This window comes from Pseudoalteromonas sp. JC28, from assembly GCF_013319255.1.
GTDB lineage: Bacteria > Pseudomonadota > Gammaproteobacteria > Enterobacterales > Alteromonadaceae > Pseudoalteromonas.
The window spans coordinates 23,757-37,778 of record NZ_QOKX01000009.1; the positions used below are offsets into that span (position 1 = coordinate 23,757).

The window sequence follows — 14,022 nt, forward strand, 5'->3', positions numbered from 1 at the left end:
GAGTGCGGCTGATTATTAGTGCTATTACTTTGAGCACAAACTCTAAGGTAATAAAGAATTTCAAATAAATAAATAACAAAAAATAAACAAAATTATAACTTTATGTTTTCACTGGGAATTTAGGGAGCGATTTTGTTTTTTGTTATTTTTATCTAACTAATTATTATTATTGAATAAATCTAAATTCTTTGGGGCCTGAGAAAAACGTAAGAAAAGCTCACACGCTAGAGGAAGTAATCATCATTTTGTAATTTAAAGTAAATTTAAATGCTGGTGGGGTTACTGGGTGTTTCTTTATTGGGAACTTTTGCGCACTATTGATGAAATAAAAAGGATAATAAGTGTTGTTTTAGGTTGCTTGATTAAAGAGGAAATTGCTCTGGTAAAAAGTACCTAGTGACTTTGCAAAAGCTAGGTACTTTTTATGATTTTTTATTGGACGGTTACATTGATGTAGTTAGTTACAAAGGGCACTATTTCTATGGTTCCGGTCGCATAGACTTTTTTACCCACATCTTCACCTTTTATCTTTATATAGTATTGGCCGGCTGGAATAACAATGTCAGCGTAATGGCGTGTGCCAAAGTGAATAGTATCGCCTTTGACCAACCAGCCCTCTGGTGAAACTTCGTATAGATAGCCTTCGCACCTTATTTTGCCAATTCGCGGATGTTTGCATTCATTAAACTTAAGTCTAGTTTTACCACTTGGGTTTTTTGCCGTTTTTACAAATGCCAATGAGCCATAGTCTCGAGCCGTTTTCGTTGCTTGATGAGGCCATATGTCTTCTTTTTCGACTGAGTAATCGTTACTAGAGCCACTACCGGTTGCTGAAACAACGGTACCTGAACTGCCAAAAATACCATTAATAGCACCGTCTACACCGTCATTCACGACACGGTTGATATCATTACTTTTACAAGCAGTGAGTGAGGCGAGAGAAAGCGCGATAAGCGTTACTTTTTTCATTATTTGTCCTTGAAGTTCCATTCTCAGCAGCATTTTAACTGTGTTAGCTATTTTTCAAAGCTTAATTAAATATTTAACGATTTATTAAGCAGTAAAACAACACAAGTCATACGAGCATTCTTTGCTCAAATAATGCTTCCTGTTATTTTTGAGTTAAATCGGATAAAAGTTTACCTTGTGGCGAAAAAAAGTCCAATAAAAAGCGTGCTAGTTAACCTGAATTCGAGATAAGAAGTAAGTTAAACCACTAAAACCACTAAGTTCAAAAGCGTAATATCACTCTAGCCAGAAGTTATTTCTTAATACAAGGCAAATTTGTGCGTCAATAGCTGGCCTATAGCAAGCAAATTTAACGCAGTAGTAAGGGATAACGTCTGCTAGAGAACAAGTTGTTATCCCGAGTTCTGGTTAGTTAGTGACTTTGGTCACTGAGCTGTATGCGAAAAAGTATTTTAGTCTCAAAATAAAGGATGGCGTTAGTGCCTTCCTAATTGGTTAGTCACTTTGTAAGGCTTCGATCGGGTCTAGCTTTGAAGCCTTGATTGCGGGATATACACCAAATGTTAAGCCAACTAAGGCACAAATACTAAAAGAAAGAATAATAGCACTCAAAGACCAAGAAACCGCCCAGTTTGAATAAAATGCAATTATCTCTGAAAGTAAAATACCAAACACCACGCCTAATAGCCCTCCGAGTATCGAGATGGTAAAACTCTCTGTAATAAACTGAACTTGAATATTTTTCCGAGTCGCACCGATTGCGCGTAATAAGCCGATTTCTTTGGTCCGTTCAAGTACGGTTGCAAGCATGATATTCATAATCCCAATACCGCCAACAAGGAGTGATATACCTGCTACGCAAGACATAACCATATTAAAAATGGCTTGTGTTTGTTTTTGCTGAGCAAGAAGCGCTGCGGGAATGGTCAACCTATAGTCATCAATATCGCTATGACGATTGGTTAGAATGTTAGTGATAGCTTGAGATGCCAAAATTGGACTCTGAGATTTGTCGATAGCGAGTTTTAGTTCGGTAACCTCTGGTTCAAGTAATCCCTTATTGAAGCGATGAATTGCGGTCGTTAGCGGAACAAAAATACGGCTTTGCTCGCCTCCTAATGCAACGCCTTGAAACTCCTTTTTGTTCAGGTGCGGCGCTTGCAAAATGCCAACAACCTCAAACCATAAATGATTGATTTTTACTTGTTGGCCAACAGCGCTCCCGAGGGGAAAGAGCGTTTTTGCAGTATTGGCGCCGAGTAACGCAACCTGCCTATATTCTTTGCTATCTTCAGTATTTAGCAGGCGACCAGCAGCGAGTTCATAATGCGCAAGGCTAAAATAGTTTGCTGTGACGCCCGCGGCTTCCCCTTCAAACCTGCCGAATTCGCTAAATATCTGGTAGGTATCTACTAGCCGTTCAGCTGAAAAATCACTAACAAAGGGCAGGGCGTCTACAATCACTTGGCCGTCTAATAAATTAAGACCTTGCGAGTGCTTTCGTTGTTCCTTTAAGTCATTTTCTTCAATGTCTTTGGCGCTGACAATAACATTATTGATCCCCATAGAATCGATCATCTTAAGCGCTTCACGTTCAGCACCTTCACCGATGTTCAACATAGCAATAACAGCACCCACACCGAAAATCATCCCAAGTAAGGTCAATAGGGTTCTGAGCTTATGTTGCTTTAATTGCACAATAGCGTCGGTAAATAAATCCAAATATTTCATTACAGTTCCTTATTCGCGACAAGTGCAATTTGTTGCTTGGGCGATAAACCAGAAAGTACTTCAGTATGGCTTAGGTTGCTTTGGCCTAATTCCACTTTTACGCGTTTAAACTGACTACCGTCTTTAACTTGAACAAAAAACGCATTGTTATCATTAATCACGCTGTGTTTAGGCACGAGTAACGCTTCTTTATTTTCTTGGACAAATAACGTAGCAAGCACCTTATTACCAGGTTTAAAGTAGGCTGGAGTTTCATCAAGGCTCGCTATGACCTCGTAGTATTTTTGTGGATCTCCACGACGAATAGATTGTGGGTAAGGTGACACTTTGGTGACTCTACCATCAAAGCGCTCATCGCTATTGGAGAGCAGGGTAAACCTAACCTTTTGACCAATCGCAAGGCCAAGTGCTTCTTTTTCATGAACGAAAAGCTTAGCTTGCAGGGATGAGATATCTGGTAATCCCCCAATCTTTTGCCCAGGCCATAGCGCTTGCCCTGATTTGGGTTTTTCACCACGCCAATCGGCACTGAGAGTGAGTAAGCCATCATGTGGCGCGATGACTTCAAGACCTTCTAAGTTTGCGTTGTACATCGCAATTTTGCTTTCATGCTGTTTTGATTGCAGTTTTAACAGTTCCATTTCTCCAAGAGCTGAAGATGAAAACTGCTCTGTCTGCCAGCCAAAATAAGCTTCTTTTGCATTGAGGTACTCAACATTTTGCATTTGATCTAAAATGTCGAGCTTTGAACGGATCCGTTCATCGTCAACTGAAAAGGTTTCAGCAAAGTGTTTCTCTTCACTGACGATAACCTTATCGCTATCTAAATGGGACTTTCTTGTGGTTAAATCACTATCGGTGACCGTGATATCTTGTGCGACTTTGCCTTTGTCGAATTCACTAAAGCGTTTTCGTCTTTCTAATTGGCTGCCATCGAATCGTGCAATAACATCGCCTTTTTTCACCTGAGTATACTCAGGCATGATCCATGCGAGCGTCTGAGCCCCTCTCGCTGAAGTTGGGGCGGATATGACAGTTTCACTTGCGGCCTCCAATTCGCCTTCGGCATTAACGGTGATAGCAAAAGGCTTCGACTCCACAGTATATAATAGTTGCGCAGGCTGTTCAGTTGCTTCTTGGCAGCCAAGTAACCAAAGTGGGACAATGATCGCGAGTAATGTTTTTCTCATAGCTTTACCTCCGCGCCTTGACTAATTCCAGAAGAAATCACGGCAAGCGTCGGTGTGGTATAAGAGACGGTTACCTCTTTTTCTCCGCTATTAGTGTCTATAAACACTTTATCCGCACTTTGTTTTAACGCGTTTAATGGCACGGTTAAGGCGTTATCGAGTTGTGCTGTCACTATCTCTACACGAGCGGTCAATCCTGGCCGCAGCTTTTCAGTATCGACCTTATCCAGCTCAATAATGGCATCAACAATGCGACTTTTATCTTGATGTGACTTTTCCCTAAAGGCCTTTCCTATTTCAATGAGTGTCCCACCGACAACATATCCGTCGGCACTGTCTATGGTAACTTTTACTGCTTGCCCCAATTTTATCCGTCCAAAATCGGCTTCTTTAATTTGTGCTTTTACCTGCATTTGTTCAATAACCGATAGCTCAACAACTGGTTGACCAAACTGTATGGACTCACCCACACTGGGTTTTTCTCCTTCCCTGTTTGCGCGATATGCAACTAACCCATCCATTGGCGCTTTTACTTGTAAACGCTCTATGTCACGTTTTAGTTCTTTTACTTCAGCATCCATTCGTGCAACCTTGCTTCTTGCCATTTGGATACTCAGTTCTTTGTTGTTTAGATGAAAAGCGAGTTTGCCGCGGGCAAGTTCTAAATCATTGGTTGCAATGGTGAAATCGATTTGCGCCTTTTTTCGGTCGTTGTCTGAGCGTGAGTTATCTATGATCTCTGCGCGGCGTTTTGCCTTATCGAAGTTCATTTGCGCTTCAGCGAGTGCGAGTTTGTATTCTTCTTCTTGCTTCTCGACTTGAGCTTGTTTATTTTCTAGCTCTTTTTGCGCTTGACTTAGCTTCGAATTATATTCCATCAAGCGATCTCTAACGGTTTGATCGTCAAAAGAAACAACGGTTTGGCCTTTTTGAACCGTGGTATTCTCTGGCATTAACTGCTTTATCTTGTACTGCCACATACGCTTGATTGAAGGAGGGGCTATCAACGCTCGGCTTTTTGATTCTAATTCACCATTTGCTTCTACAGTGATAGTGATTGGCTGTGCCTTAACGATATGTATATCGCTGGGGGCCTGACTGCAGCCAAGTAAATAGAGTGGAATAATTATTGCCAGCAAATTAACTTTCATTTTTCTCTCCTGGCAAAGTTATGCTTCCGCTCATGCCTGGCAGCAGTGGCAAATTGGTGTTGAATGTGAATTTAGCCCGAAAATACATGCCTTGGCCCCAGTCTTGGCGCTTTTCAGGTTGTGTTGATAGCTCAGTGAGCGTACCTAGCGTTGGTGATGAGCGAAAGGCGTCAAATTTTAAATCGGCGGTTTGACCTTCCTTAATACCAAGAGCATCTACTTCATGGATCCAGGCTTCTAAATACAGACCTGCTGTAGAAGGTATTTCTGCTACTTTCCAGCCCGGTTGTACTGTTGCGCCAGCAAACAACTTATTGCCATTCCAAGGGTGATCCGTATACAGAATTGGGCCGCTATTACTAGCCGTTAGACTCATTTTTTCCAGTTGTTCTTGGTTGTGCGTGAGGCTCGCTTCTAACCGCCTTATCTCTAGCTGCTGTTTCCGAGTATTTGCCTTTGCTTCAGTTTCTGCCTTGCTTAAGCTGATTTCGGCTTTATGATTTTCGATAATCGCTTTTTCTAACGTCAGCTGGTGTTGCTCGTAGTCGTAGGTGCTGATATTGGCTTTTGGCACGCTCGCATCTATCTTGGCTCTTTCGACGAGCAAAATGGTTTTTTTCAACTGAAACTGAGCTTCGAGTATCTTTTGGGCGCCGTCTTGCTCAATTCGTTTGTACTCATCTTTTGCAGCATCAAGCGCCACTTTATCTTGGTCAATTGAGGTCGCGATAGAGCCAGAATCGTAGACGACAACAATATCCCCCACGTTGGCAACTTCCCCTTCGGGCAGCATCCACTGAATTTGCGTTTTCCAAGAGTCGCTCATCGGTGCGTGAAAGACCTGAGTTTCACCTGCTTTAATAAGGCCTGAGACGATAATTGGTTTGGCAAAAGCCTGCAAAGAGGTGAGCAGGGCGATGCTTATGATGTAGTTGTGCATTGGCTATCCTCGACTTTTTCGCCATCTTTCATTCTGATGATACGCTCGGCATATGCTGCAATATCGTCCTCGTGTGTTACCATCACAATGGTATGGCCTTGCTGGTGTAGCTGGCATAGTAACTCCATGATTTCATGTGAGGTTTTACTATCTAAGTTACCAGTTGGTTCATCGGCAAAAATGACTTTTGGCTCATTAATGAGTGCCCGTGCAATGGCAACACGTTGGCGTTGTCCGCCAGACATTTCGAAGGGTTTATGATGTGCTCTGCTATCAAGACCTACTTTTTTTAGCATGGCAAGTCCGCGACTTTTTGCCTCTGATGGGGAAGTCTCTGTGTACCTTAGCGGTAAGATGACATTTTCCAGTGCGGTTAGGCGAGTAAGTAGATGGAATGTTTGAAAGATAAAGCCAATTTTTTGATTTCTAATTTGTGATAAGGCTTCATCTTCCACGGCCTGAATTTCTTGATTAGCAAGATAGTAAGAGCCGGAGGTCGGAGAGTCCAAGCAGCCAAGTATATTCATTAAAGTAGACTTCCCAGAGCCAGAAGACCCCATCACTGCGACAAATTCACCTTCCATTACTTCTAGAGAAACTGATTTTAGTGCATGCACTTGTGTCTCTCCGCTTCCGTATACTCGGCTTAAGTTTTCGACCCGAATCATTGTAGGTTATAATCCCTTGTTTTTTATTATATTTTATTCATGGTTCAGAGGTGTTTAACCTTGTACCTAAATTTGAGTGTAACTGTTGTGCAGGATAGAGTAAACCGAGAAGGTACTAGACGAAAAGAGAATAAGGTAAAAAGTTGTTTCTGAATACAGAGAGTTGTTGAAAATGCCTAACAACATTTGCTGCTAGGCACTTTGTTCGCAAGGCTATACCAATTGGCTTAATTTGGCTCTACCCAAAACGCTCCAACCTCTTTTTTAACCACTTTGACTTGTGTTCCTGCGGTGATGGGTTGTTTACTTTTTAGTTGCCATGCAATACCAGAATAAGTATGAAAAATACGACTATCTGGATTTAAGTCCTTTTCTAGCGTAAAGCTAAGCTCAGCAAAATCACTCGTTACTTCTTTGTTGTCAGTTACATCTTGCATACGTCTTAGTGGTTTCCATAAAAACACCGTCAGTAATGTCGTGACTAGCGCATTAAACCAAAGTGCAGTTAGCCAAGTTTGGTCAAGCATACCTGCGTACATTAAGCCGCCGCTTATCACCAACGATAGACCTAAAAAGAACAATACAAAGGTCGCAAAACCAAGCACAGCAACCTCAACAATTAGGCAAGCAATTCCTAGTACTACTAAGGTTTGTGCTAAGTGCTCAAGTAAAAAGGCCATAGGCGTTACCCTTGCTTTTTATTCAATGTGTTAATAATAGACATGCCTTGTGCGACAAGCGAGCTTGCATCAGTGCCACTTTCTGGCAGCAATACCACAGAAGATTCTTTGGCTATTGCTTCTTTTGCTGCAATGGCTTTTGTTGCCAAGTCAAGCTGTATGGCCTTTTGACCTTCTTCGGTATTTGCGGCTTCACCGACTTTACGCAGGGCTTCAGCTTGTGCGTCTGCAACGGCAATGATCGCCTTTGCTTCACCTTCGGCGCTTAATATCTGCTCTGCTTTTTCGGCTTCAGCTGCAAGTACTTGTGCTTGCTTCTTACCTTCTGCGACATTGATTGCAGCTTGACGGTCACCCTCAGATTCTAATATTTGAGCACGTTTCACACGCTCAGCCTTCATTTGTGCTTCCATTGCTTCCATTACAGAGTTTGGTGGCACAATATCTTTAATCTCGTAGCGCAGTACTTGAATGCCCCACGGATCAGAAGCTGAGTTGATGGCGGTGACGATGTTGGTGTTAAGCAAATCTCGTTCTTCAAAGGTTTTATCCAACTCCATTTTGCCCAATTCACTACGCATGGTGGTTTGCGCGAGCTGAGTTACCGCGAAGATATAATCGTCAACACCGTAAGTCGCTTTATACGGATCTAAAACCCTAAAATAGAGTACACCATCGACAATCAATGAAATATTGTCTTTGGTTATGGCTGATTGAGACGGTACATCAACTGCTTGCTCTTTTAAGCTTCTATCGGCGGCTACACGATCGATAAATGGCAGAATAAAGTTAAGGCCGGCTTCTTTAGTGGATTGATACTTGCCGAAACGTTCAATAATCCACGCACGGTTCTGCGGGACAAATTTGATACTACCTTTTAGTACCACGATAACGAAAATCAATAAAAACGCTTGAATGGTAAAAAGGTAATCAAAAATAAGTGTGACTGGATCCATGTTAGCTCTCCTACTACATAAGAATTGTTCGCATCAAATGCATGTTCCTAATATAGATGAACGATTTGTGAATTACCATTGGTAAATTTACTTTATGCTTTAGAGAATCGGATTTGTATTGTTAAAGGCTGTAAGGTGAAGAGCTACCACCCCCCAAACCTTGGCCAAAACTCGATGTCATCATGACTTAACACATGATAGCCTGAGTGTTGAGCGGCTGTTGCACATGCATGATTCGGTAAAATACGTAGTAGGTCACCATGTTTCACGTCCGGTAAGGTGAAGCCAGGTTCGCATTCAATAACGCCATGTTCTTGATTCGCTGAGGTTACTTTGAGTCCAGGCAGTAAATTACCTTCTTGGTCACACACAAGGCCGTAGCCACAATCAAACGCTTGACTCGCGGTACCCCTGTCTCTGGAAAGCGCCATCCAACCTGCATTTATAAAGAGTTTATTTTCACTACGCTTGATACCAGTGACACGTGTTAACACGCTTAGTGCAATATCTTCGATATCACATATGCCGATACCAGCCATAACAAGGTCGAAGAATGTGTAGACCCCAGCTCGCACTTCAGTGATCCCATCTAGGTTTTGCGTTGACAGCGCTGTTGGCGTAGAGCCAATACTCAGCACTGTTGTGGCAATTTGGGCTTCTTCCAACATCGAGGCGGCAGCCACAACCGCTGAGCGCTCTTTCTCTGCAAACTGTATTAGCTGCTCTAGGGTGTTACAGGCGTATGAGCCGCCTGCATGTGTAAGCAAGCCCTGATATAAACCACCGCTTTCCAGTATGGTTGCGATTGTCACGATCTCTTTGTTTTTAGGACTAAGTCCTGCCCGATGTCCGTCACAGTCGATTTCTATCAGACAACTAATTTTACAGCCATTTTCCGCGCAAAATTGAGAGACAAACATAGCTTGTTCCATGCTGTCTAGTAGTATGGTTAAATTGACACCTTGATTGATAAGGACAAGAACGCGTTGTAACTTATCCTCTGTTATCCCCACCGCATAAGTGATATTGGTGTAACCTTCCGCTGCAAACGTTTCTGCTTCTTTTAGGGTGGAAACCGTACATCCCGCTTGCTTGTCGGCCAAAATATAGTTTGCGGCTGCAGTAGATTTTACCGTTTTCAAATGTGGGCGAAGAGCCACATTAAAAGCATCAAGATGCTTTTCCATGCGTGAAAGGTTATGTAAAAAAGCAATTTTATCAACAACTAAACATGGTGTTTGTAAAGATCCTAATGATGTAAACATAGCTCAATCATACTCCTATAAGTTCTATTGCCTGTCGATTGCTTGGGGACCAGACGCGTTCACAAGCGTGTGTTTTGTTTAGCCAGATAAAGTCCGTGTGTTCATCTTCAGCAAGTACCACGCTGATCCATGACGGTACTTGGACACTAAAAACATGCTCAGTGTTCATGGTAACACCCAGCTCATAGCGATGGCGCCACTGTGGTCTTATCGTGTATTGATTCGTTTTATTATGCGAGTGGATGGTGATCCCAAGCGCCGCGGCGTCAATGCTGGTTTCTTCTTTTAACTCTCTATAAGCGGTAGCCATTGGAGTTTCACCGGGATCAACTCCCCCAGTTACCGATTGCCAAAAGTGTTTGTCGTCTGCCCTTTGTAATAGCAAAAACTCATTATGCTCGTTGTATATTACGACTAACACCGAAATGGGTTTACGTAGTGCCGACATGGTTTACATCAAATCAGGAACATGTACTTTGAGTTTAACTAGTTGAATCGCACTCGGCAATTGGTCTAAAGCGAATTTTGGACAAAAAAAAGCAGGCCATACTGGCCTGCATAAAAACTCCAATAGCAACAAGCTGTGCCAAGGAAATCCCAATAATGCCAACATCCTAGTCGGCAAGCTCTACTTCTCGGGAGTTCAATTGTGACTTTAGGCACGCCTAGTTACGCAGGTAAAAAGGTGCAGCCCCAAAGGAACGAGACCAATGCTAATGTAATGTTTAGTACTTGTAAACTATAAATTGAAAAAAATAGTTTAAATGGGCTTTTTTTGCTCACATTGAAATGTAAAAGCTTCTAAAATGATGAAATTGTAATCGTTGTAACTATTTGTTATTTATCTGATTGATAAATTTTGTACCTTTAATGGGCTGGTGGTTGTTGCAATTTTGTATCCTTTCTGTATGTTAACGAGTTGTACAACATGTAACCTAGGAAAGGAAAAATGAAATTAACATCAGCAATTATCGCAACGTCATTATTGGCAACCAGTGTCGCAGTAAACGCGGCTATACCTTATAAAAATGAACAGTACCAATTTACCCAACCAAGTGGTGAGGTGATCACACTTATCCTTAATGGTAATACGTACTTTGCTCAGCAGCGTACAATTGACGGCGAGCTTGTAGTGTATGACGCCTCGCTTAAAGGCATGGCTTACGCTCAGGTTTCGGCCGATGGTGAGCGACTTATATCAACAGGTAAGTTAGTTACTGAACAAGAAAAACTGGGAATAAAAAGTCGCTCAGTTTCAACTGAGCGGCAAGGATTATCATCCGCTGCTATTGCAAAAAAAGTAAAAGCGGCACAACAAGTAATGTTGGGTCAAAACCAAACACCTGTCGACTTGGTACATACGCATCAGTTTGAACGTAATAACAATGAAACGGCGTTGAATGCTGAGATCAGTGGTCAAGTAAAAGGGTTAACCATCATCATTGATTTCCCTGATGAGCGCGGCACTATCACAAAAGCGCAAGTTGAGCGTTTTTTAAATGACCAAAATTACAATGAATTTGGTAACGCGCAGTCAGTAAGAGGGTATTTTTCGTCGGTCTCTGGAGGCAAGCTCGATTATACCAATACGGTAACGGCTTATTACACCGCAAAGAAAAACAAAGCGTATTACGCGGATAGCGCATTAAGCTCAACAGTACGCTCGCAAGAACTCATAAAAGAAGCGCTAAATTGGCTTGAATTTCAACAGGGATTTGATTTTAGCTCGCTGACTACAAATGGTAGCGGGCAGATCCGTGGGTTAAATATTTTTTATGCTGGCAACTCTGATAGTGCATGGTCTAAAGGCTTATGGCCACATATGGCAAGGCTCAGTCCACGTTTTTGTGCTGATGGCGTGTGTACCGATCGCTATCAAATCACTGATATGGGAAATAGCCTTGCAATTGGCACCTTTGTCCATGAATCTGGTCACTTGATCACAAATTGGCCCGATCTTTATGATTATGATGGCAGCTCAGAGGGCTCTGTCGCAAGTTTTGGTGTTATGGGGTTTGGCGCGATTGGCGCTTCCAACCGTTTTAAGCCGACGCCACCTGTTGCACACTTTAGAGCCATAGCTGGTTGGGATACGGTAACTGAACTTAACCCAGCCGTAAATGCCAATGCCCCAACAGGAAGGCTCAGCCATATTTCAGGCGCTAATAGCTCATATAAATGGACCAACCCCAGTAACGCGAATGAAGCTTTTTACATTGAGGCTATTCATCAATCGGGACAAAACTCAGAGCAACTCGATTCAGGTTTGGCTATTTGGCACGTTGATTCCGCGGGCAATAACTCGAATGAATGGTATCCGTATATCCAAATGGAGCATGGTGATGCCAAGCGAGATCCTGAAAATGGCCGAAACCGTGGGGATAATGGCGATTTATTTGATGTGGCAGGAGAGTTTAGCGCCACACTGCCGAATGCGTTGAGTAGCAAAGGGACGAATGCGCTATGGTGGAATGGAAGCGACTCGGGCTTGTCCATCAGCAATATTTCTGATCCCGCTGCAGAGATCCAATTTACCGTAAGCGGTAGTACAACCCCACCACCAGCGGGAGATGTTTACACTGGATACTTAACGGACAAGCAACAAGCCATACAACCTGACGGCAGTTGGTTTCAGTACAGCGGTGGCACAATCGCACTTACGTTAGAGGGACCTACAAACGCAGACTTCGATTTGAAACTCGAAGCTTGGCAAGGTGGTGCATGGCAACAAGTTGCCATTTCGGAGACGCCGACCTCACAAGAGTCAATTAACTATACGGCAAATTCAGGTTACTACCGCATCTTGGTTTATTCATACAGCGGTGCGGGTGATTACCGTCTGATGGTACAGAAGTAGTTAACCAAAGCGCTGCACTGGTTGGTCAATACAATTGATATAATGCCAAGTCGCGTTGCTTGTGTGGTAAGCGCGCGGCTTGTTTTTACTTCGGTGGATACTCTAGTGCACCAAATTCCACTTTCTTATCTATAATTCATACTTTATTACCAAAATTATGATAATAATGCGGTCATGCATATTGTTTGTTATGGAATAGCTTATGAATTTTTTTCGAAAGCCAAATCAAGAAGTTGAAAATTTGACCGCTGAACTCAAGCGTGCTCGGGCATTACTTTCTGCGATTGATGAAGCGGTCGCAAAAATTGAATTTACACCCGATGGTCAAATAGCAGCAGTCAATCAACATTTTCTTGCTGTCGTGGGTTACACAGAGGCTGAAGTGATAGGGCGGCACCATCGTATTTTTTGCCATAAAGACTATGTAAGTTCTTCGGAATATCGCAGTTTCTGGGCAAGCCTTCAACGTGGCCAGGCTCAGTATGGTAATTTTGAACGCTTTACCAAAAAAGGTGATGTAGTTTGGCTTGATGCTACCTATTTCCCAGTTGAAGAGAATGGCAAAGTCACCCGTATTGTTAAAATTGCGAATGATATCACAGCAGAAAAGCTCACTATCAAAGCACAAGAAGCGATAGCTAACGCACTCAATAAGTCCATGGCAACCATAGAGTTTACACCAGAGGGCGTTATTTTAGATGCGAATCCAAATTTCACGGCTACTGTGGGTTATAAACTCAGTGAGATTAAAGGTCAGCATCATCGAATGTTCTGTGACGACAGCTTTTATAAAGAACAGCCACATTTTTGGCAAGAGCTGGCAAAAGGCCAGCATAAAAGTGGTCGCTTTCATCGCTTAGGTAAACATGGCGAAGATATTTGGATTGAAGCAACGTATAACCCTATCTTTGATGAACATGGCAAAGTCATTAAAGTGATAAAGTTTGCAACAAATATCACGGCGCGGGTGCAAAAAGCGCATCGAGTCGCACAAGCTGCCGAAGTTGCGCAGGTGACATCAGAGCAAACCGAGCAAATAGCAGCTCGTGCAAGCTTGCTGTTGCAAGAGTCTGTCAGTACCTCTGGGCTTATTTCTAATCAAGTGCGAAGTGCAATGGCCGCAATAGCACAGCTTAATGAACAGTCAAAAGGGATTTCGGCAATTGTGTCCACCATCAGCGCGATTGCGGAGCAAACCAATTTGTTAGCTCTCAATGCAGCGATAGAAGCCGCCAGAGCGGGCGAGCAGGGAAGAGGATTTGCGGTGGTAGCCGATGAAGTAAGAAGTTTAGCAGCACGTACCTCGCAGTCGACCAACGAAATCAATGATGTAGTAAATCAGAATGAAGTGTTAACTAAAGAAGCCACCGCACTGATGAATACGGTGTCCGAAAGCACAGAGCTTGGCCTTGCACAAATCGATGAAGTAAATACAGTGATGAATGAAATAAAGCAAGGCGCAGAAAACCTCACAAATACGGTTAAAGGATTGTCAGAATAACCTAAAGATCGCCGCGTAAAGCGGCTCCCACCAAGGGTTTAAGTATGTTGTAGGAACGGGTTCACCCCACGCTCTTTTCCCAAATGATCGCCGCGTAAAGCACCTCCCACCAAG

Annotated in this window: 12 protein-coding genes; 2 read left to right on the forward strand and 10 right to left on the reverse strand. The window is 42.8% G+C overall.

The window, feature by feature from the left end; all coding sequences use genetic code 11:
• Positions 1-432: 432 nt before the first annotated feature.
• From DS891_RS19315 to nudB, 10 genes are all read right to left on the reverse strand, one after another.
• The gene (locus DS891_RS19315; RefSeq protein ID WP_102058524.1) at positions 433-969 is read right to left on the reverse strand and encodes a hypothetical protein; all 537 of its coding nucleotides are present in this window, start codon (positions 967-969) and stop codon (positions 433-435) included.
• 495 nt (positions 970-1,464) lie between these two features.
• Positions 1,465-2,700, reverse strand: a complete 1,236-nt coding sequence (locus DS891_RS19320) for an ABC transporter permease (protein ID WP_174170652.1) — start codon at positions 2,698-2,700, stop codon at positions 1,465-1,467.
• A complete protein-coding gene (locus DS891_RS19325) occupies positions 2,700-3,890 on the reverse strand; it encodes an efflux RND transporter periplasmic adaptor subunit (protein WP_174170653.1) in 1,191 nt (396 codons plus the stop codon). The genes DS891_RS19320 and DS891_RS19325 overlap by 1 nt, the downstream gene beginning before the upstream one ends.
• The gene (locus DS891_RS19330) at positions 3,887-5,041 is read right to left on the reverse strand and encodes an efflux RND transporter periplasmic adaptor subunit (RefSeq protein ID WP_174170654.1); all 1,155 of its coding nucleotides are present in this window, start codon (positions 5,039-5,041) and stop codon (positions 3,887-3,889) included. The genes DS891_RS19325 and DS891_RS19330 overlap by 4 nt, the downstream gene beginning before the upstream one ends.
• Positions 5,031-5,981 (reverse strand): HlyD family secretion protein, encoded by a 951-nt coding sequence (locus DS891_RS19335; protein ID WP_174170655.1) that lies wholly within the window; start codon positions 5,979-5,981, stop codon positions 5,031-5,033. The genes DS891_RS19330 and DS891_RS19335 overlap by 11 nt, the downstream gene beginning before the upstream one ends.
• Positions 5,963-6,649, reverse strand: coding sequence for an ABC transporter ATP-binding protein (locus DS891_RS19340; protein ID WP_010607436.1), 687 nt, complete (start codon positions 6,647-6,649; stop codon positions 5,963-5,965). Before DS891_RS19340 ends, DS891_RS19335 begins: the two co-directional genes overlap by 19 nt.
• 227 nt (positions 6,650-6,876) lie before the next feature.
• Complete coding sequence (locus DS891_RS19345; protein WP_174170656.1) at positions 6,877-7,329, reverse strand: NfeD family protein; 453 nt, start codon at positions 7,327-7,329, stop codon at positions 6,877-6,879.
• A 5-nt stretch (positions 7,330-7,334) separates the two neighbouring features.
• The gene (locus tag DS891_RS19350; protein ID WP_010607438.1) at positions 7,335-8,285 is read right to left on the reverse strand and encodes an SPFH domain-containing protein; all 951 of its coding nucleotides are present in this window, start codon (positions 8,283-8,285) and stop codon (positions 7,335-7,337) included.
• 143 nt (positions 8,286-8,428) lie between these two features.
• A complete protein-coding gene (locus tag DS891_RS19355) occupies positions 8,429-9,550 on the reverse strand; it encodes an alanine racemase (protein ID WP_174170657.1) in 1,122 nt (373 codons plus the stop codon).
• A gap of 7 nt (positions 9,551-9,557) precedes the next feature.
• The gene (gene nudB / locus DS891_RS19360) at positions 9,558-9,998 is read right to left on the reverse strand and encodes a dihydroneopterin triphosphate diphosphatase (RefSeq protein ID WP_174170658.1); all 441 of its coding nucleotides are present in this window, start codon (positions 9,996-9,998) and stop codon (positions 9,558-9,560) included.
• A 501-nt stretch (positions 9,999-10,499) separates the two neighbouring features.
• Here nudB and DS891_RS19365 point away from each other — a divergent pair.
• Positions 10,500-12,407 carry a M6 family metalloprotease domain-containing protein gene (locus DS891_RS19365; protein ID WP_174170659.1) on the forward strand — a complete coding sequence of 636 codons (1,908 nt, stop codon included), beginning with the start codon at positions 10,500-10,502 and terminating at the stop codon, positions 12,405-12,407.
• Positions 12,408-12,609: 202 nt separating this feature from the next.
• Complete coding sequence (locus DS891_RS19370) at positions 12,610-13,908, forward strand: PAS domain-containing methyl-accepting chemotaxis protein (RefSeq protein WP_174170660.1); 1,299 nt, start codon at positions 12,610-12,612, stop codon at positions 13,906-13,908.
• Positions 13,909-14,022: the final 114 nt, after the last annotated feature.

What these genes read in the sequence shown, in the direction of transcription:
- DS891_RS19335 (WP_174170655.1), bottom strand. Translation starts at nt 5,981, where the DNA reads ATGCACAACTACATCATAAGCATCGCCCTGCTCACCTCTTTGCAGGCT.
- DS891_RS19350 (WP_010607438.1), bottom strand. Translation starts at nt 8,285, where the DNA reads ATGGATCCAGTCACACTTATTTTTGATTACCTTTTTACCATTCAAGCG.
- DS891_RS19320 (WP_174170652.1), bottom strand. Translation starts at nt 2,700, where the DNA reads ATGAAATATTTGGATTTATTTACCGACGCTATTGTGCAATTAAAGCAA.
- nudB (WP_174170658.1), bottom strand. Translation starts at nt 9,998, where the DNA reads ATGTCGGCACTACGTAAACCCATTTCGGTGTTAGTCGTAATATACAAC.
- DS891_RS19355 (WP_174170657.1), bottom strand. Translation starts at nt 9,550, where the DNA reads ATGTTTACATCATTAGGATCTTTACAAACACCATGTTTAGTTGTTGAT.
- DS891_RS19365 (WP_174170659.1), top strand. Translation starts at nt 10,500, where the DNA reads ATGAAATTAACATCAGCAATTATCGCAACGTCATTATTGGCAACCAGT.
- DS891_RS19330 (WP_174170654.1), bottom strand. Translation starts at nt 5,041, where the DNA reads ATGAAAGTTAATTTGCTGGCAATAATTATTCCACTCTATTTACTTGGC.
- DS891_RS19325 (WP_174170653.1), bottom strand. Translation starts at nt 3,890, where the DNA reads ATGAGAAAAACATTACTCGCGATCATTGTCCCACTTTGGTTACTTGGC.
- DS891_RS19345 (WP_174170656.1), bottom strand. Translation starts at nt 7,329, where the DNA reads ATGGCCTTTTTACTTGAGCACTTAGCACAAACCTTAGTAGTACTAGGA.
- DS891_RS19370 (WP_174170660.1), top strand. Translation starts at nt 12,610, where the DNA reads ATGAATTTTTTTCGAAAGCCAAATCAAGAAGTTGAAAATTTGACCGCT.
- DS891_RS19315 (WP_102058524.1), bottom strand. Translation starts at nt 969, where the DNA reads ATGAAAAAAGTAACGCTTATCGCGCTTTCTCTCGCCTCACTCACTGCT.
- DS891_RS19340 (WP_010607436.1), bottom strand. Translation starts at nt 6,649, where the DNA reads ATGATTCGGGTCGAAAACTTAAGCCGAGTATACGGAAGCGGAGAGACA.